This window comes from Paenibacillus cineris (genome assembly GCF_018333335.1).
Lineage (GTDB): Bacteria > Bacillota > Bacilli > Paenibacillales > Paenibacillaceae > Paenibacillus_AQ > Paenibacillus_AQ favisporus.
Map to the genome: position 1 here is coordinate 389,415 of NZ_BORU01000002.1, position 18,476 is coordinate 407,890.

The following is an 18,476-nucleotide window of genomic DNA, read 5'->3' on the forward strand; positions in this document are numbered from 1 at the left end:
GCGCGATGGCAGGCTGAAGCAGGCACTGCCTATAATAAGCCTATGACAGAAATCAAAGCGGAGGAGCCTGGAGCACGTGACGATTCTGGAAGTGAAGCATTTGTCGAAAATCTATGAAGGCCGCGTACCGCTGCAGGCGCTCGACCATATCCAGTTCGCGGTGGCCGAAGGCGAATTCGTGGGTGTGATGGGCCCCTCGGGGAGCGGCAAGACCACGCTGCTCAACGTGATTGCGACCATCGACGAGCCGACGGCCGGCGAAGTCTGGATTAACGGGACCAACCCGCATCAGTTGAGCCGCAAACAGACCGCGCTGTTCCGCAGGCGCGAGCTGGGCTTCGTGTTCCAGCACTTCAACCTGCTCGATACGTTGAGCGTCGGGGAGAACATCGTGCTGTCCCTGTCGCTGGACGGGGTGCCCGTACGGGAGATGGAGCGCAGGCTGGAGGAAGTGGCGGAGAAGCTCGGCATTCGCGGGATTCTGGACAAGCGCACCTACGAGATTTCGGGGGGACAGATGCAGCGGACGGCCATCGCACGTGCGCTGATCCATCGGCCTTCGCTGATTTTGGCGGATGAGCCGACGGGCAATCTCGACTCCAAGGCGTCCAAGGACGTCATGGAGACGCTGGATCAGATGAACCGGCAGGAGCAGGCGACGGTGCTGATGGTGACCCATGATCCGGTCGCGGCGAGCTTCTGCCACCGGGTCATTTTTATCAAGGACGGCAAATTCTATAACGAAATCTATCAGGGCAGCAACCGGCAGGCGTTTTTCCAGAAAATCATCGACATGCTGTCGCTGCTGGGGGGAGACAGCCGTGTCCTTTCTACAGTTCGTTTATAGAAACGTCGCCCGCAGCAAGCGGACCTATGCGGCTTATTTTCTCAGCAGCGCCTTCTCGGTCATGATCTTCTTCATCTGCGCCCTGTTCCTGTTCAGCCCCTATATCCGCGGGCAGCTGATCTATCCGATCGTAATGCAGACGATGATTACCGCCGAATGCATCATGTATCTGTTCTCTTTTTTCTTCGTGCTGTATTCGGTAGGCTCCTTTCTGACCTCGCGGAAGCGGGAGATCGGAATCCTGCTGATGCACGGGATGACCAAGGGACAGTTGAACCGGATGGTCCTGATGGAGAACATGCTGATCGGCCTCGGGGCTATCCTGACCGGTATGGCCGCCGGCCTAATTACCGGCAAGCTCTTTTTGATGATCGGTTCCCGTGCCTTTGGCATGGCCCCGATTCCGTTTTACTTGCCTTGGCAGGCGCTGGCGATGACAGCGGGCGCATTCGTACTGCTGTTCCTGCTGATTTCGGTCTGCACCTCCGTCATGCTCCGGAACCGGACGCTCATCGAGCTGTTTCAGTCCGGACAAAGGCCGAAGACGCCGCCGCGGACGTCCGGCATCCAGTCGCTGCTGGCGGCCGTGCTGCTGCTCGCATCCTATGCATTGGCCGCGACGACCACGGTGAATACGATCTACATCCGCATGCTACCGGTCGTCATCATGACCATCGCCGGCACGTATTTCCTGTACACCCAGCTTGGCGTTTGGGTCGTCCGGCTGCTGCAGAAGCGGAGGCTCTTTTTCTGGAAAAAGACGAATATCGTGACGGTCTCCAATCTGGCGTACCGGCTCAAAGACAACGCGAACATGCTGTTCATGGTGACGATCATTTCGACGGTCTCGTTCTGTGCTGTCGGCGTGTTTGCTTCCATTAATACGCTCTCCGGCCAGTTCCGGGAGGACTACCCGGCGGCGGTCAGCTATCTGTCCAAGGGAGGAAATTCTCTCGAAGCGCAGCATGTGCAGCAGCTTGAGGACGAACTTCGCGCGAAGGGGCTCAGTCCAGCGATCGTCAGCTTTCCGGTCAAAAACATCCAGGTCGGCCTGCCAGCCGGCGAAGGGGACAGCGCGCTGCTTCCGGTCATCTCTTATTCCAGCTACAAGCAGGCGGTGGAAGCCGCCGGGGACAGCGACCTGGAGAAGCCGCTGGAGGGCATTGACGCCTTGGTGATGATCAGTTCCGAGCGCGACCGTACCTACACCCGGATCCGGGGGATGGAGGTCTATACGCTGGCGGAAGAGAGGCTGCAAATCCGGGAGATCGGGTACACGTCGCGGGTACCCGTGCCTGAGCATGTCCTGCGGGAGATGAAATGGAAGCGGGAGGGCGATTTCAGCGGCCTCGTCGTCAGCGACCGCCTGTTTGACCGTCTGACATCTCCCGTGTCAGTGGACCGGTATACCGGATTCTACGTGGATGATTTCGAGCGGACGCTGGGCCTTGGAGAGAGGCTCGCGCCGCGCGGCGAAGTCCGGTATGACGCCGGACAGCCGTACGCGATGACGGTGAGCGGCACGCTGTATGTGACGCAAATGACGTCTTACCGGGCGATGCTGTTTGCAGCGCTGCTGGTGGGGACGGTGTTTTTTATCGCAGCGGGCAGTTTCTTGTATTTCCGCCTCTATGCGGACCTGGACTATGACCGGCGCCAATACGACACGATCGCCAAGATGGGACTGACGGACCGGGAACTGAACCGGATCGTGACCGGACAGCTCGCGATGCTCTTTTTCGTGCCGATATTACTAGCCGCTCTGCACAGTATTTTCGCTTTCATGGCGCTGCAAAGCTTCTTTTATCTCTCCATCGCTTGGGAAATGGGGGCGGTGCTGGCGTGCTTCGTTACGGCCCAGGTGGCGTATTTTTTCTTCATCCGTTACAACTATTTGCGGAACGTAAGAAAGACCCTGATTTAACGCAGGGCTTCACTATAAACCGTATGGGAGGGAATTCCATGGAGCAGTGGATTACCAGCGTCGTGGAACAGTTCGGTTATGTCGGTATTGCGCTCATTATTGCCCTTGAAAATATATTTCCCCCGATTCCGTCGGAGCTGATCCTTACGTTCGGGGGCTTTATGACAACGAAATCGCATCTGGCCATCCCGGGCGTCATCGCGGCGGCTACAGTCGGCTCCGTGATCGGAGCGGTCATTCTGTACGGCATCGGCCTGCTGCTGGATGTGAAACGCCTGGAGCGGATCGTGGCCAAATGGGGCCGCATCCTGCGGGTCAAATCCTCCGATATCGCCAAGTCGGAGAAGTGGTTCAGCCGTTACGGCTACTTTACGGTGTTCTTCTGCCGGATGATTCCGCTCGTGCGGTCCCTGATCTCGATTCCGGCCGGGATGGCCCGGATGAAGTTTGGTCTGTTTCTGCTCTTTACCACCGTCGGAACGCTGATCTGGAACACGGTACTCGTGTATTTGGGGGCGGCCCTGGGGGATTCCTGGGAGAGCATTCTGCACTATATGGACGTGTATTCGCATGCCGCATACGCCTTGATCGGCCTGGTTATTGTATGCGTGCTGTTCCTGTACCTCCGCCGCGCGCGGGGAATGCGGGTTGAAAAGTAAACTGAAGGAGTTGTGAAACGTTTTGGATTTGATGGAAATCATTAAAGCGGTGATCCTCGGGATCGTCGAAGGATTGACGGAGTTCGCCCCGGTATCATCGACCGGGCATATGATTATCGTGGACGATATGTGGCTGAAGACCGGGGAGTTTCTGGCTTCGCCCGTAGCTAATACCTTTAAAGTCGTTATTCAGCTGGGCTCAATCCTGGCGGTGGTCGTCGTGTTCTGGAGCCGGTTTCTCGACCTGCTTGGCCTGCGGAGAAGAAAGCCGGAGGCAGGGGGCAGCCGGACGCAGGGACGCCTGAAGCTGACCCAGGTCATCGTCGGCCTGATTCCGGCCGGCGTGCTCGGCCTGCTGTTCGATGACTATATTGACGAGCATCTGTTTTCGACGCGGACGGTGCTGATCGGTCTGGTCATCGGGGCGCTCCTGATGATCGCGGCCGACGTATGGCGGCCGAAGCGTCCGAAAGCCGAGACGGTGGACCAGATTACATACGGGCAGGCCTTTGGCATCGGACTGGTTCAGTGTCTGTCCCTGTGGCCGGGCTTCTCCCGCTCCGGTTCCACCATCTCCGGCGGGGTTCTGATGGGCATGAGCTACCGGGCGGCTTCCGACTTTACGTTTATTATGGCCGTGCCGATTATGCTCGGTGCCAGCGGGTTGTCGCTGCTGAAGAACTGGGAGTATTTTACGATGGATATGATGCCGTTTTTCTTGGCAGGCTTTATCAGCTCGTTTATCGTGGCGCTGATCGCCATCCGCTTCTTCCTGAAGCTCATCAACCGCATCAAGCTGGTACCGTTCGCCGTGTACCGGATCGTGCTGGCCGCTATTATTTTTCTCGTCATATGGTAACCGTTCGTTAAAAGCCCCTCGCAGAGGGGCTTTTTTTGCCGTTTAGAAACTCCTTCCAATCCAGGCCGGCCATCAGGTACAATAGGTTCGACAAGGAGGCCTGGCATGAAAATTAGAGTGCTGATTGCGGATGATAATTCGTTTATCCGGGAAGGAATGAAGATCATCCTGAATACGTTCGGGGAGTTTGAGGTGCTGGCTACGGTGAACGATGGGCAGGAAGCGGTGGACTACTGCAGGACCCACGAGGTGGATGTGGCGCTCCTGGACGTGCGGATGCCGAATATGAACGGGGTGGAAGCGACCAAAATATTGACCGAAGAGACCGGAACCAAGCCGCTGATCCTGACGACCTTTGATGACGACGAATACATTCTTGATGCGATCCGTTACGGCGCCAAAGGGTATCTGCTGAAGAACAATGACCCTGAGCGCATCCGGGATGCGATCAAGAGCGTGCACAGCGGCAATAATGTGCTGCAGGACGTAGTGCTGGATAAGCTGAAGTCGGTGATGGACGGACTGCCTGCGGGCCAGGGGAGAAGGACGGAATCGGGTGCCCGTCAGGAACATGGCGGAGCTCCGCAAGCGGGTGTGCAGGAGGCTGGCGGTAGAGGAGCGTCTGCGACCACGGGGATTACATCCGGCCGGGGAACAGCGGGAGCATCGGGCGCACCGGCGGCATCGGCGGCGCAGGCTAAGGGAGCCTCGTCTACCGATTGCCCGTTTGACCGCAGCGTATTCACCGAGCGCGAGCTGGAAGTGATGTCCCTGATCGCCCAGGGGCTGTCCAATAAGGAAATATCCAAAGAGCTGTTTATTTCGGAAGGGACCACGGCCAACTATATTACTTCGATCCTGAACAAAACGGCGCTGTCGCACCGCACCCAGATCGCCATCTATTATTTGACCGGCAAGGTCCGGTAGGCGGCGGATTGTATGGAACTGTGGACCGTCGGCAACAAAACGATACTGCTGCTCTTTGTCGTGATCGCCACCTATTTCTCAGCAGCCCAACCGGACCCGTGGATCGTGCTGCTGTTTCTCATTTACTCGGCGCTGAATCTGGTGCTGCATATCGTGAAGGGCAGCCGGCTGAAGCAGGGCGCCATCGTGCTGATCGAGCTGTTTTTGATCGGCTGTGCGATGTATCATCCCTTTTTCACGCTGCTGCTGCCCTTCGGATGTTATGAGCTGGCCACGTTTTATCCCCGGAAGAACGGGGTCGTGCTCCTCGTCATCCTGATACCGCTGATCTTCCTGCGGGATTCGATGATGGTTCTATATATGTTCGCGGCCGCGCTGAGCTATTTCAATTATGTGCTGGTCCGGCAGTATATGGGCAGGATCGTCCGCCAGGAAGACGAAAATGAGCTGATACGCAAGGATATGCACCGGCTGGCCCGGAGCTTGAACGAAAACAGGGACTTCGCCAGGGCCTCGGAATATATGGTCAAGCTGGAGGAACGCAGCCGGTTAACCCAGCAGATTCATGACGGGATCGGGCATGCCATGACCGGGGCCTTGATCCAGATGGAGGCCGCCAAGCGGCTGCTGCACAGCGACCCCCATACCGCGGAGAATCTCCTCCAGAACGCCATCGGCATCTCGAAGGAAGCCATCGAGGAAATCCGCCTCACGCTGAAGAACAATAAACCCCCGGTGGAACAGCTCGGACTGAGCCGCCTGAAAACGACTGTTGAAGCTTTTAGCGGCAAAACGGGGATGATGACCTCTGTCGTTCATGACGGGAACATGGAAATCATCACCCCTCTCCAATGGAAGATCATCTATGAAAATGTGACCGAGGCGCTGACCAACAGCGCCAAGTATTCCGGAGCTACGTCGGTGCATGTGGAAATCCGCGTGCTGAACCGCTTCATCAAAGCGGTCGTCTCCGATAACGGCCAGGGCTCGTCCAAGATCGTTAAAGGCCTGGGCTTGATCGGCATGGAAGAGCGGACGGCATCCGTGAACGGTACGGTCATCGCCGACGGCTCCCAGGGCTTCACGGTCACCACGCTGATTCCGTACGGCAAGGAATGATAAATTTCATATGACAGGTCATGCCCCCACGGCAAAGACATGAACTTTCTCATGGATCAAGGATGAACTTATGCACTGACATAAGGTCATCCTTTTTTATTAAGATAAGAGCATCAAGAGATGGAGCGGGCGAGATGCATGCCGCCCTGTCGATCTGTTAAAAGGACAACGAAACGGAGTGGGATGAAATGAACGTGCTCGATATTCGGGGGCTGACCAAAAAATTCGGCGAATTCGTCGCCGTGGACAATATGTCGCTGACGGTAAGGGAAGGGGAAATCTTCGGCTTTCTCGGGGCCAACGGCGCCGGCAAAAGCACAACCATCAATATGGTATCCTCACTGCTGCGTCCGAGCAGCGGGGAAATCCGGATTTTGGACCGGGACATCACGAAGCAGAGCCGGTTCGCCAAGCTGAACCTGGGCATCGTGCCGCAGGATCTGGCGATCTATGAAGATATGACGGCGTATGAGAACGTGAGCTTCTTTGCCGGATTGTACGGTCTGCGCGGCACCCAGCTCAAAGAACGGACGGAAGAAGCGCTCGAATTTGTCGGCCTCAGCGACAAGGCGAAGAGCCTGCCGAAGAACTTCTCAGGCGGAATGAAGCGGCGCTTGAACATCGCCTGCGCGATCGCTCATAAGCCGAAGCTTATTATCATGGATGAGCCGACCGTCGGCATCGATCCCCAGTCGCGGAACTATATCCTGACCTCGGTGCGGAATTTGAATGAATCGGGCTGTACGATTATTTATACGAGTCACTATATGGAAGAAGTCGAGGAAATCTGCTCGCGGATCGCCATTGTGGATCATGGCAAAATCATCGCCGAGGGCACGAAGGAGCAGCTGAAGTCAACGATTACCGACGTGAAAGACATCCGCATCGAAGTGAAATCGGCGCAGCCTGCGGCGGCAGGGGCGCTCAAAGCGATTCCGGGCGTGCGGACGGTGCTGCAGGAAGAGAACATGATCCGGATTCACAGCGACGCGGCGGTCGACAACTTGAACCGGATTCTGAAGCAGCTTATGGATGACGGGATGGAAATCCGCTCGGTGGAAGAGCAGGAGCCCAATCTGGAGACGGTGTTTCTGACCTTGACGGGAAGAAATTTACGGGATTAATCGCTTAAGCGGGGAGGAGGTTCATGAGGTGAATATTTTATCGATTGCATTTAAAGAAATCAAACAGGATTTCCGGGATCGGCGCACACTGATATTTATGCTTGGCTTTCCGATCATTCTGATGCTGATTCTGGGCCTGGCCCTGACGAACGCATTCAGCGGCGATTTGAGCGTCGGTGACCTGAAGGTGGTCGTGAAGGACACCACCGGAGGAGGACCACTGTCCGAAGCGTTTACTGCCTTTACCAAGGAGGCCGGAAAATCGGGGATCACGTTCGATTCGCTCCCGGCGGGAAAGAACGGCCGGACCGAAGTGGAGAACAACCGCTACGTGGATTATGTGGAGCTGAGCGGGCAGGGGATTTCCCTCTACGGCAGCAGCCGCAGTACGATTGAGAGCAATATCGTGCAGGGGATGCTGACGTCCTTTGCCGATAAGTACAATGCGGCAGCGGCGGTTGCGCAGACCGAGCCTGCCCAGGTTCAGGCGGTGTTTGCCGGCGGAGCCGGGTCGGACTACATCAAGGAACTGTCGATCAACGCGGACCGGACGCCGGGGTCGATCGATTACTACGCGCTGGCCCTGACGGTAATGGTCGGTATGTGGGCGGCCATGCCGGCCGGAGGGCTGATCCAAAGGGAAATCTTGCGCGGAACGGCGGTGCGGCTGGTGACGGCGCCTGTACGCAAAAGCGAGATATTTGCCGGCAAGGTGCTGGGCGGCATCGTGACCAACTTTCTGTTCGTGATCGTCATTATCGTCTTCAGCAAGTACGTCTTCAAGGCGTATTGGGGGGAACATATGGGCATCGTCCTGATCGTGCTGCTGTCGGAAGTCATCATGGCGCTGAGCCTGGGCCTTGCCTTCAGTTATCTGCTCAAAGGCAGCGCATCGCGGGGCATTGTTTCTCTGATCGTTCAGCTGATGTCCTTCTTTGGGGGAGCGTACTTTCCGATCGGGGATGACGCCGGGGGAGGCATCATGGGATTTCTCGTGAATTTGTCTCCGATCCGCTGGGGAAATCATGGATTGACCCAGGTGATTTACGGAAACGACGTATCCGCTGCCTGGCCGGCGGTCGGCCTGTATATCGGCTTTGCCATACTGTTTCTGGGCGCATCCATCGCCGTCATGACACGCAGGGAGGGATTGTAACATGTGGAAGGATATCTGGTTTTTGGTGATCCGGACACTCCGGGCCACATTTCGCAAACGCAGCACGATGATTTTGTACTTCGGGCTGCCGATCGCCGGCATCTTGGCTTCCCTGCTGCTCTATGGATCGCAGGGAACAACGGAGCTGCGGGTGGGCGTAGTCAACGGGGATGACGGGCAAACCATCGCAGCCGATACGGTTCAGTTTGTTCAAGGTCTCGACCATGTCAAGGTCGTGAACGTGACCCAGCAGGAGCTGCAGGATCAGCTTGCCGCAAGCGACCTCGACAGCGGGCTGATCATCGAGTCCGGCTACTCGGAGAGCGTTCGGAGCGGCAGCCCGGACCATATCGCGATTCAGTCGGTGAAGGGCGCCCAGGTAACGGCGTATATGAAATCTATGCTGTACGGATATATCGACAACGTGGCGGCCATGGGCAGAATTTCGGCCGGAAACGACGCGAAGTTCCAGCAGCTGTATGACCGATACCGTTCGGCGGACTTCAAGGTCACCTCCGAGTCTGTCAATGACACGTCGACCACGAAGGAGATGTCCTACCAGTCCATCGGCTTTCTGCTGATGTTTATGATGACCTCGGCAGTGAGCTTGTCGGAGCTCATTCTGAAAAACCGGGAGAACCGCACGTACTTCCGGGTGCTGTCTTCGCCGATTAACGCCAGGACGTACGTCATGGCCAACATCTTGATGAATCTGATCGTCATGCTGGCGCAGATCGTGATCGTCCTGTTCTTCATGCGCGTCGTGTTCCGGATCGATCCGGGCATGCCGGTGGCGCAGATGTTCGGCATTCTGCTGCTGTTCTCCTTGGTATCGGTGAGCATCTCCCTGGTGATCGTGGCCTTCTCGAAGAGCTCCGCCATGGCCGGCGCGCTTTCGAACCTGATCGTCACGCCGACCTGCCTGCTCTCCGGCTGCTTCTTCCCGATCAGCATCATGCCGGATGCGATCCGCAGGGTGTCCGACTTCCTGCCCCAGAACTGGGTGCTGCAGTCAATCGAGAAACTGCAGTCCGGCGAAGGCTTCGCCGGCGTATGGTTCAACCTGTCGATTCTGTTTGCCTTCGCGGTGGTATTTTTCCTCATCGCGACCTACAAGTTCGGCAGAAACAACGATACGCGGAACTTTGTGTAAAACTAGGCATATGGCGAAAAATAAGGGACCCCAGGTACGAAACCTGGGGTCCCTTGCTTCTTATTTGTCCGCTTTAAGCATGGCGCAGCCGTATGCCGGCAGCTTTACTTGAAGCTTGCCCTGGCGGGCAGACGCGGTTTGGCCTGTGCGGATATCCGTCCAGCTTGATTCCTCCACGTCGACCGAGAGGGTATCCTCCTGGGCCGAATTGTTCATGAGGATGACGATCTTGTCGTTCTCGTCCTCGCGGGAGTAAGCCAGCTGCGTGCTTCCTTCCTCCGCGGACAGGAACGTCAGTCTTCCGGTACGGAGCGCGCCGTACTGGTGGCGCAGAGCGATCAGGTCCTTATAGAACGTCAGCAGATCCTGGTCCTGTTTGGCGGCATCCCACTGCATGCACTGGCGGCATTCCGGGTCCTGACCACCGCTGAGGCCGACCTCATCCCCGTAGAAAATGCAAGGGGTTCCGGGGAACGTGAACTGGAACTGGGCGGCCAGCTTCATTTTATCCTTGTTCCCTTTGCATTTGGTCAGCAGGCGCGGCGTATCATGGCTGTCCAGCAGGTTGAACGCCACTTCGTTCGCCTGGCGCGGATAGCGGGAGAGCTGCTTGCCGATCGCATTGGCGAATCCTTCGGCATCCGTAATTCCGTCGACGAAGAAGTCGAGCGCCGCGTTGGTGAACGGATAGTTCATGACGGCGTCGAACTGGTCTCCCTGCAGCCAAGGCGAGGACTCGTGCCAGATTTCGCCGAGAATATAGGCGTCCGGTTTAGCCTGTTTTACGACCTGGCGGAACTCGCGCCAGAACTGATGGTCGACCTCGTTGGCCACGTCCAGGCGCCAGCCGTCGATGTCGGTTTCCTTGATCCAGTATTCCGCGACCTTCAGGAGGTACTCCTTGACTTCAGGGTTTTCGGTATTCAATTTCGGCATGAGCGGCTCAAAAGCAAACGTGTCGTAGCTCGGTACGCCGTCCTCCACGCCGATCGGGAACTTGCGGATGTGGAACCAGTCCTTGTAGCGCGACTGCTCTCCTTTTTCCCGAAGGTCCAGGAAAGGGGCAAACGTACGGCCGGAGTGGTTGAACACCGCATCCAGCAGCACGCGGATGCCCCGCTCGTGGCAGGCGGCCACGACCTTCTTCAGCAGCTCCATATCCCCGAATTGGGGGTCGATCGTTAAGTAATCTTCGGTATCGTATTTATGGTTGGTCGTCGCCTTGAAAAGCGGCGTAAAATAAATCGCATTGATGCCCAGCTCACTTAAATGATCCAGGTGGTCAAGCACCCCCTGCAGATCCCCGCCGAAGAAGTTGTCCCGCTCAGGCTCGCCGCCCCAGGGCAGCGTTCCTTTCGGATCCAGTGACGGATCGCCGTTTGCGAAGCGCTCAGGGAAAATTTGATAAAAGACCGCGTCCTTCACCCATGCCGGCACGGTGAAAATATCGACCGGATTGATGAAAGGATACTCGAACAAACGGTCCGGCGTCTCTGGCGGCTCCGGAAGGAAATCGTATTCGGTCATCCAGTACTTTTCCTTGCCGTCCTCGAGCAGAAATCCGTATTTCAGCCGGCGGTAGGGAGGCGTCACTTCGCATTCCCAGTAATCAAACAGTTCGTCGGAAACCAGCTTGATCATCGGGATATACTCCATCGACTCCTCCCAAATGTACTTGTCTCCGGCCATGGCCGATACCGAAGTCACGTCGTCTCGTTTGGTGCGGATTCTCAGGTGGATGGTACGTCCGTCATAGGCATAACACCAGTTTAGTTTGGGGCGGTGGTACACAGCTTCCAGCAGCATCTCATTTTCCTCCTCACGCAAAAAAGGCACAACCAGGGTCCATTACTTCAGCCCGAGGTTGTACCTTCATTTAGGGTAACATAGCCTTTAAATTGAAATACTGAGAACATCGGTTAAGGAAACGTCCGTGCTCAGGTAGCTAAAATATAGCATGATTCCTTCTGGGCTTCAACCTGTAAAATTGTGCGGCCGATCAGTGAACGCTCCTCCTCTTCCAGCGAAATAGGGTATAATCACAATGAAATTACCTTGGGAGCTTAGGCCTGAAACAGACAGAAAGGAACGATATCATTGAACGTATCACTGTTATATATCGAAGACGACGCCGAGATCGGCGAATGGGTCTGCCGGGACCTGACCGAACGCGGATATCAGGTGGAATGGCAGCGCAGCGGCGAAAGGGCTGCGGAGCTTGCGGCCAACAGCAAGCTGGTTATTCTCGATGTCATGCTGCCGGGCCTGGACGGATTTACGGTGGGACAAAGGCTGAAGAAGGCGTACCCGGAGCTGCCGATTCTGATGCTGTCCGCGCGGACGTCCATCGACGACAAGCTGGAAGGGCTGCAGTTTGCCGACGATTACCTCACGAAGCCTTTTCACCCCGACGAGCTGGCGGCCCGCATCGAAGTGCTGCTCCGCCGGTCGGGATCGGTCGCGTCCGATGTGCTGGAACTGAAGCACTTGTCGGTACACGAGCGGGAGAACCGGATTGTGAACCGCGAGACCGGGGAAGAGATCATCCTGACCGGCAAGCAGTATCAAATTTTCAAGTTTATGCTCCGGCATTTGGGCCAGATCCTGACCAAAGAGCAGATCTATGAGGGCGTGTGGGGCGAGCCTTATTTCGACGGAGACAAGACGCTGATGGTGCACATCCGCTATCTCCGCGAGAAGCTGGAACGTGACCCGGCCGCGCCCGAAATCATTGAAACGATCCGCGGTGTCGGCTACCGCATCAAGGCATGAAGACGGGCAGAAGCGGAAAGTTCCGCGGTTCGCTGCTGTCGAGATACCTTTTAATTATGGTCATCGCGCTGCTTTTTATTCCGGTGGTGTTTCCTGCGGCGCTGATCGGATATCAGCTCGTCAACTTGAATATCATCGATCCGCTGTTTCCCTCGGAGCCGGAGCGGGAAAATCCATACACCGGCTTGCGCCTTGAGAGAACGTGGCATCAGGAAGCTAAGCAGCTGAAGGACAAAACCCCGGAGCAGATCGATGCCAGGCTAAAAAAGCTTAGCCAGAAGTACGACAAGGCGGCCGTGTTCTGGGTTGACGGGCAGGGGAACCTCAGGGAGCCGGGGGGCAGCAAGCTGGACCTTCCGAAGCGGTGGAGCGCGTCGGATGCGATGGCCTATATGAAGAAGTACCGGGAATCCTACGGGAAGTTTACGGTGGTTGCTTTTATCGGGGATGCAGAGTCTCTGGGCAAGGGATTTATGGTCATCGAGGTGCCGAAGGAAGTGCAGAGTACCCGCAGCGACTCGGTGTCAGACCGGACATTTTATTTCGTATATGTACTTATTCTGCTGATGTTTTTGGCCTTTGTCGCCGTCTCATGGATGTTCTTCGTGAACATGAGAAGACGGCTGCTGAGCCTGCAGCATGCCATGACGGTGCAGGGTCAGAACGGACTGCCGGAGCCGATCCAGGTCAAAAGGGAGGATGAAATCGGACAGCTGGAGAACGCGTTTAACGGGATGGTGGCCAAGCTGGGCCGAAGTTTAAAGCGCGAACGGGAAGAGGAGGAGCTGCGCAAGCGGCTGATCGCCAACCTGTCGCATGACCTGCGTACGCCGCTGACCGTCATCCGGGGCCATGTCCATACGCTGCAAAAGGAGCCCCTGTCCGATCGGGGACAGGAGCTGCTGAAGCTGACCGAATCCAAGCTCGGCGATCTGGGCGGGCTGATCGATAACCTGCTGTCGTATAATCTTCTGACGAGCGGAAGATACACCCTTCAGCCGGTGCAGGCGGATGTGCTCCGGATCGTGAGGGAAAGCGCGGCCGCCTGGTATCCCTTGTGGGAAAAAGAAGGCTTCGAGGTGGATGTCTCGCTGCAGGAAGAGCCCCTGTGGTGGCTTGTCGATATCCAGTGGTTCCGGCGGATTCTGGATAACCTGTTTCAGAACGTGCTGAGGCATGCCCATTCCGGTTTGTATATCGGCATCGCAACTGAGACGGCCGGGGGCAGGACGGCCATCGTCATTTCCGATCATGGCCAAGGCATGCAGTCGTCTTCCGGCGGCAAAGGCGCCGGGATTGGCCTCGCGATCATCGGCTTCCTGACGCGCGAGATGGGGCTGTCCATGCTGATCGAGAGCAGTTCGCAGGGGACAAGGGTCCTGCTGTACCCTGCGGGCTCGGAGAAACCGGGACTGATGATCAAGTGAAGCCTTGGTTTTGACCATAGAAAACTTACACCCCCTTGTTAGCCGAAGCCTAACAAGGGGGTGTAGTTTAATCAGAGCGGTTTTCTGTATACTTTCACGTGATGAATATTTCAGCTGTTAAAGGATTTGATGAAGTTTTTCTGATCCTTGGTGAACACGTATCCACGTCGTTCGTAGAATCGGTGGGCCTGGACGCGGCTCGGATGCGACAGCAGCTTGACTCCGGAAAACCCGTGTCTTCTCCCCCACTGTTCCAGATGGCTGATCAGCATACTGCCGACCCCTTGATTCCGGTGTGATTTTTTTACGACAAACCCCAGAACGTTGATCAGCGAGTCGGAAAAGAGCAGCTCATAAGGACTGCCGTGAATGTATCCGACGACTTCTTCATTTTGCTCGCACACAAAAATGACATCCTTCGTCTGAGCCGTGATGGCTTCAATCCTCTTCTTCACCCGGTCCTCGGTAAACAACCGCAGATCCGGGTTGAAATCCTGATTCAATACGTAAATATCGCGGTAATCCGCTGCTTCAATCTGCCTAACCGTGCAATCCGTCAATGTTACGCCTCCAATCGTCAAGAGATGACAGGTTTCTCTCATTTATGGTAGAGGCTGGCGCGGATTTTGGCAATGGAGTTTTAAACGAAATTTAAACTTGGAGCAGCCTGTCTTTTAACCTTGGCCCGGTAAGATGGGTATCGAGGTGATGATCGTGAGTGAACTCGTGATACAGACGAGAAATTTGAACAAAAAATACCGCGGCCGCTATGCCGTACGCAATTTGGATTTGGAAATCGCCAAGGGGGAAATTTACGGCTTTCTCGGACCGAACGGGGCCGGGAAGACGACGACGATCCGGATGCTGCTCGGCCTGATTCGCCCGACCGTGGGCTCGATCCAGATTTTCGGCAAGGATCTGAGGAAGGATAAAATGAATATCCTGCGCAAGGTCGGGTCGCTGGTCGAATATCCTTCGAACTACGGCCATCTGACCGCCGTGCAAAATCTGGAGGCGATCCGCCGCATCCTCGATGTGCCGAAGGCGCGCATCCACGAAGTGCTGGACATCGTGTCCCTCACGAAGGACGCGAAGCGCCCCGTCAAAGGGTATTCGCTCGGGATGAAGCAGCGGCTGGGCATTGCCGCCGCTCTGCTCGGAAGTCCGGAGCTGCTGATCCTGGACGAGCCGACCAACGGGCTGGATCCGGCCGGGATCCACGAAATTCGCGAACTGATCCGCAGCATGCCGAAGCAGCACGGGATTACCGTGCTCGTCTCGAGCCACCTTCTTTCCGAGGTCGAACAAATGGCCGGGACCGTCGGTATTATCCGCGAAGGGGAAATGGTGTTCCAGGATACGATCGACAATCTGAAGCAGCAGGCCTCAGGCGGATTCCGCCTGGTCGTATCGGAGCCGCAGGAGGCGCTGGTTCACCTGATCGGCCAAGGCTATACCGGCCGGATGGAAGACGGGGCGATCAAGCTGGACCAGCTGAGCGATCCGGAAGTGGCGCTGCTCGTCAAGCGCCTCGTAGACAACAACCATGCCATTTACCGGGTGGAAGAGAAGCGACGCTCGCTGGAGGATATTTTCATGCAGGTGATCGAGCAGGGGGGATTCTCATGATGGTGGCGCGCGCGCTGTCGGCCGACTTTCTGAAAATGCGCCGCAAAGGGATCTGGCTCCTCGTTATTCTGGGCTCGGTCGGACTGCTGGCGATGCAGGGGCTGAATTTCGGCCTCCGGTACGACTACCTGCTGCAGCGCTATCAAGATGATCCGTGGGCCGGGTTGATCGGGGAGATCTTCTCGTTCGTGCCGATCGCCCTGTTCCTGGGCACGACGCTGATCGCTTCGCAAATTGCCAACGTCGAGCATGGAAGCAACTCATGGAAGCAGCTGCTGGCACTGCCGATTTCGCGGGGCGCGGTGTTTACGGCCAAATATCTGCTGGGGATCATTGCCCTGGCGGCATCCTGCCTGATTTTGTCCTGCGGAACCGTCGTCCTGGGACTGGCCCTCAAATTCAGTCCGGACCATATTCCGTATTTGACGATTCTGAAGCTCAGCTTTGTGCCTTTCCTGGCGGCGCTGCCGCTGTTTGCCCTGGAGCTGTGGCTGTCCCTGACGTTTAAAAATCAGGCGCTGCCGATCACGCTCGGCATTACCGCCTCCATCGCTTCGCTGTTCGCGGGGAATTACCCGGAATGGTTCCCGCTGGCCTGGCCCCTGCTGTCGTTCTATGGAAAGGCGTCCCCGGCCCTGCCGGTAGGCGGAGGCATCATTTTGGCATTTATCATTTATTTGGCTGGCATGGGGCAATTCCGCGGAAAGGATGTGGACTAGAGATGCTGAGTTACTTTCGGGTGTTATCCGCCGAACGGCTGAAGATGTCCCGCTCTCTGATCGTGCTGCTTATCCTGGTCAGTCCGCTCGTCTCCGTCCTGGTCGGACTGCTGTCGGACGTCGACAGCCGGCAGCAGCCATGGCTGGTGCTGCTCGGCGCCTTGAGCATGCTGCATGCGCTGCTGTTCATGCCGATCATGTCGGGAATCTTCGCCGCATTCATCTGCCGCTACGAGCATCAAGGGGGCGGGTGGAAGCAGCTGCTGGTCCTGCCGGTGACCCGGTCCGGGGTGTTCCTGGCAAAGTATACGGTCATTATCGCTCTGCTGCTGATCATGCAGGTGCTCTTTCTCGGCGCACTGCTGCTGGTCGGCGCCGTGAAGGGCCTGCCCGGTCCGATTCCGTGGACGGAGATCGGCCGCAGCCTGCTGGGCGGCTGGGTCGCCTGCCTGCCGCTCGCGGCGCTGCAGCTGGCCGCCTCGCTTATGTGGAGCAGCTTCGCGGCTCCGCTGGCGCTGAACGTGATGTTCACCATTCCGAATATGCTGGTGGTCCTTACTATCCCTGGGCGCAGCCGTTTCTGGCAACCCTGCCGGCAGGCACGATGGAGGGAGGCGGATTCGGGGCGCTGAACCTGCCGTTTGAAAGTCTGATGATTACGGTCGTCGGCAGCTTTGTAGTCTTTTTCCTGATCGGGTGGATCTACTTCCGGATGAAGGAAGTATAGAAGGTTTGGATTGCTGAAAATAAGGGTAAAGCAACATAAGGGCGTCCCCGCTGGGGGCGCTCTTTTTTTGTGCTGGGGCAGGGTGAAGATGCCGTTCAACGGGGGTTCCAGTCCGGCGGCTATTCACAAAGCGAATATAACATGATATATTATTTAGAGATTGTAGAATGGTTCAGCGGAGCTGAACTTGTGGACCCAGAGACAGAGGAGGTTGCAACGTGTCGCATGAATCGTCGTCGAAGCCGATGTACGAACAAATCTTTGAAGAACTGCGCGATCAGATCGTAGCCGGAAAATATATGCCGGGGGAGCGGATCCCATCGGAAAAGGAGCTGGGCGAAGCCTACAGCGTCAGCCGGATCACCAGCAAGAAGGCGCTGGAGATGCTTACGCAGGAGGGATACATTGTCCGCCAGCCGGGGAGAGGCTCCTTTGTGGCCGAGGATTATGAAAGCGGGGGAGGAACACCGCCGTCCCGCGCGGGGGCAGCGTCCAAGCGGCGCCGGGAGAGCGGCAAGCTGCTGATCGGACTGGTCATGACCGACTTTGGGGACAGCTATGGAACGGACCTCGTCTTTGGCATGGAGGAAGCATCCCGCGAGCATGACAGCTATTTGATTCTCCGCAGGTCGCTGGGAGAGACCGCCAAAGAGCAGGAAGCGATTCAGGGCCTTCTGGAGATCGGGGTGGACGGGCTCATTATTTTCCCGGCGCAGGGTGAATACTTCAATGCCGAAATTTTGAAGCTGGTCATCAGCGAGTATCCATTCGTGCTGCTGGACCGGCACCTGAAAGGCGTTTCCGCCAGCTCCATCAGCACAGACAACGTATCGGCGTCCAAGCAGCTGATCCATTACCTGTTCGGACTTGGGCATACCCATATCGGCCTTATGACCACCCCGCCCCGGGATACGACCGCCATCGAGGAGCGGATCGAAGGATTTATCCAAGCCCATGCGGAAAGCGGCATTGCCGCCGACCGGAGCCTGTGGATGGAGAACATTACGGCGACGCTGCCGGCTGCCTTTGTACCGGAGAACAAGAAGAAGGAGAAGGAACATATCAAGCGCCATCTCGCGGCCCATCCAGAGATTACCGCTCTGTTCGCCATGGAATACAACATCGCCAGACTTGCTTATGAGGCGGCGCTGGAGTCGGGGATCCGCGTGCCGGAAGACCTGTCGATCGTATGCTTTGACAGTCCGGATGACGCTGCCGGCTCCTTGTTCACCCATATGCGGCAAAAGCAGAATGAGATGGGGAGGCTCGCCTTTGAAAACGTGCTTAAATTGCGAAACGGCGAGAGCGTTCCCGGTAAAATCCTGCTGGATGCCGAGCTCGTCGAAGGCTTGTCGGCGGGACCTGTCCGAAACGGCGGGCTTGCCATGAAACACAAATAGAGCTGGAACCAAAGCGGCAGGCCTCAGCGGGAAT

General features: G+C 56.7%; 16 protein-coding genes and 1 pseudogene. 15 read left to right on the forward strand and 2 right to left on the reverse strand.

Features of this window, described 5'->3' with window-relative positions; translation table 11 throughout:
* The first annotated feature begins 76 nt into the window (after positions 1-76).
* The 9 genes from KI379_RS22565 to KI379_RS22605 all read left to right on the forward strand — a co-directional run bounded on the left by KI379_RS22565 (position 77) and on the right by KI379_RS22605 (position 9,768).
* The gene (locus KI379_RS22565) at positions 77-847 is read left to right on the forward strand and encodes an ABC transporter ATP-binding protein (RefSeq protein ID WP_212984966.1); all 771 of its coding nucleotides are present in this window, start codon (positions 77-79) and stop codon (positions 845-847) included.
* Positions 822-2,771 carry an ABC transporter permease gene (locus KI379_RS22570; RefSeq protein WP_212984967.1) on the forward strand — a complete coding sequence of 650 codons (1,950 nt, stop codon included), beginning with the start codon at positions 822-824 and terminating at the stop codon, positions 2,769-2,771. Before KI379_RS22565 ends, KI379_RS22570 begins: the two co-directional genes overlap by 26 nt.
* A 38-nt stretch (positions 2,772-2,809) precedes the next feature.
* Positions 2,810-3,430, forward strand: a complete 621-nt coding sequence (locus tag KI379_RS22575) for a DedA family protein (protein ID WP_212984968.1) — start codon at positions 2,810-2,812, stop codon at positions 3,428-3,430.
* Between the two features lie 31 nt (positions 3,431-3,461).
* Positions 3,462-4,289, forward strand: a complete 828-nt coding sequence (locus KI379_RS22580; protein WP_212985151.1) for an undecaprenyl-diphosphate phosphatase — start codon at positions 3,462-3,464, stop codon at positions 4,287-4,289.
* A 105-nt stretch (positions 4,290-4,394) separates the two neighbouring features.
* The gene (locus tag KI379_RS22585; RefSeq protein WP_212984969.1) at positions 4,395-5,216 is read left to right on the forward strand and encodes a response regulator transcription factor; all 822 of its coding nucleotides are present in this window, start codon (positions 4,395-4,397) and stop codon (positions 5,214-5,216) included.
* 12 nt (positions 5,217-5,228) lie between these two features.
* Positions 5,229-6,335: a sensor histidine kinase gene (locus tag KI379_RS22590; RefSeq protein WP_212984970.1), complete on the forward strand. Its 1,107-nt coding sequence runs from the start codon at positions 5,229-5,231 to the stop codon at positions 6,333-6,335.
* Between the two features lie 188 nt (positions 6,336-6,523).
* Entirely contained in the window at positions 6,524-7,459 is a 936-nt protein-coding gene (locus KI379_RS22595) for an ABC transporter ATP-binding protein (protein WP_089549190.1), read from the forward strand.
* A gap of 28 nt (positions 7,460-7,487) precedes the next feature.
* On the forward strand, positions 7,488-8,615 hold the full coding sequence (locus tag KI379_RS22600; protein WP_212984971.1) for an ABC transporter permease: 1,128 nt from the start codon (positions 7,488-7,490) through the stop codon (positions 8,613-8,615).
* A gap of 1 nt (position 8,616) precedes the next feature.
* Positions 8,617-9,768 carry an ABC transporter permease gene (locus KI379_RS22605; protein WP_212984972.1) on the forward strand — a complete coding sequence of 384 codons (1,152 nt, stop codon included), beginning with the start codon at positions 8,617-8,619 and terminating at the stop codon, positions 9,766-9,768.
* A 60-nt stretch (positions 9,769-9,828) separates the two neighbouring features.
* Here KI379_RS22605 and KI379_RS22610 read toward each other — a convergent pair whose 3' ends face one another.
* Positions 9,829-11,574 carry an alpha-glycosidase gene (locus KI379_RS22610; RefSeq protein WP_212984973.1) on the reverse strand — a complete coding sequence of 582 codons (1,746 nt, stop codon included), beginning with the start codon at positions 11,572-11,574 and terminating at the stop codon, positions 9,829-9,831.
* A 291-nt stretch (positions 11,575-11,865) separates the two neighbouring features.
* Between KI379_RS22610 and KI379_RS22615 the strand changes: the two genes are divergently transcribed.
* Positions 11,866-12,540, forward strand: a complete 675-nt coding sequence (locus KI379_RS22615; protein ID WP_076172743.1) for a response regulator transcription factor — start codon at positions 11,866-11,868, stop codon at positions 12,538-12,540.
* Entirely contained in the window at positions 12,537-13,967 is a 1,431-nt protein-coding gene (locus KI379_RS22620) for a HAMP domain-containing sensor histidine kinase (RefSeq protein ID WP_212984974.1), read from the forward strand. Before KI379_RS22615 ends, KI379_RS22620 begins: the two co-directional genes overlap by 4 nt.
* A gap of 110 nt (positions 13,968-14,077) precedes the next feature.
* Here the strand turns inward: KI379_RS22620 and KI379_RS22625 are convergent, their stop codons facing one another.
* Entirely contained in the window at positions 14,078-14,527 is a 450-nt protein-coding gene (locus KI379_RS22625; protein ID WP_179232077.1) for a GNAT family N-acetyltransferase, read from the reverse strand.
* 148 nt (positions 14,528-14,675) lie between these two features.
* On the opposite strand from KI379_RS22625, the gene KI379_RS22630 reads away from it, so the two are divergent.
* The 4 genes and pseudogenes from KI379_RS22630 to KI379_RS22645 all read left to right on the forward strand — a co-directional run bounded on the left by KI379_RS22630 (position 14,676) and on the right by KI379_RS22645 (position 18,442).
* Positions 14,676-15,596 carry an ABC transporter ATP-binding protein gene (locus KI379_RS22630; protein ID WP_285855349.1) on the forward strand — a complete coding sequence of 307 codons (921 nt, stop codon included), beginning with the start codon at positions 14,676-14,678 and terminating at the stop codon, positions 15,594-15,596.
* Entirely contained in the window at positions 15,596-16,315 is a 720-nt protein-coding gene (locus KI379_RS22635; RefSeq protein WP_212985152.1) for an ABC transporter permease, read from the forward strand. The genes KI379_RS22630 and KI379_RS22635 overlap by 1 nt, the downstream gene beginning before the upstream one ends.
* A gap of 2 nt (positions 16,316-16,317) precedes the next feature.
* Positions 16,318-17,042: pseudogene (locus KI379_RS22640) on the forward strand (ABC transporter permease).
* A 218-nt stretch (positions 17,043-17,260) separates the two neighbouring features.
* A complete protein-coding gene (locus tag KI379_RS22645; RefSeq protein ID WP_244879409.1) occupies positions 17,261-18,442 on the forward strand; it encodes a GntR family transcriptional regulator in 1,182 nt (393 codons plus the stop codon).
* Positions 18,443-18,476 lie beyond the last annotated feature (34 nt).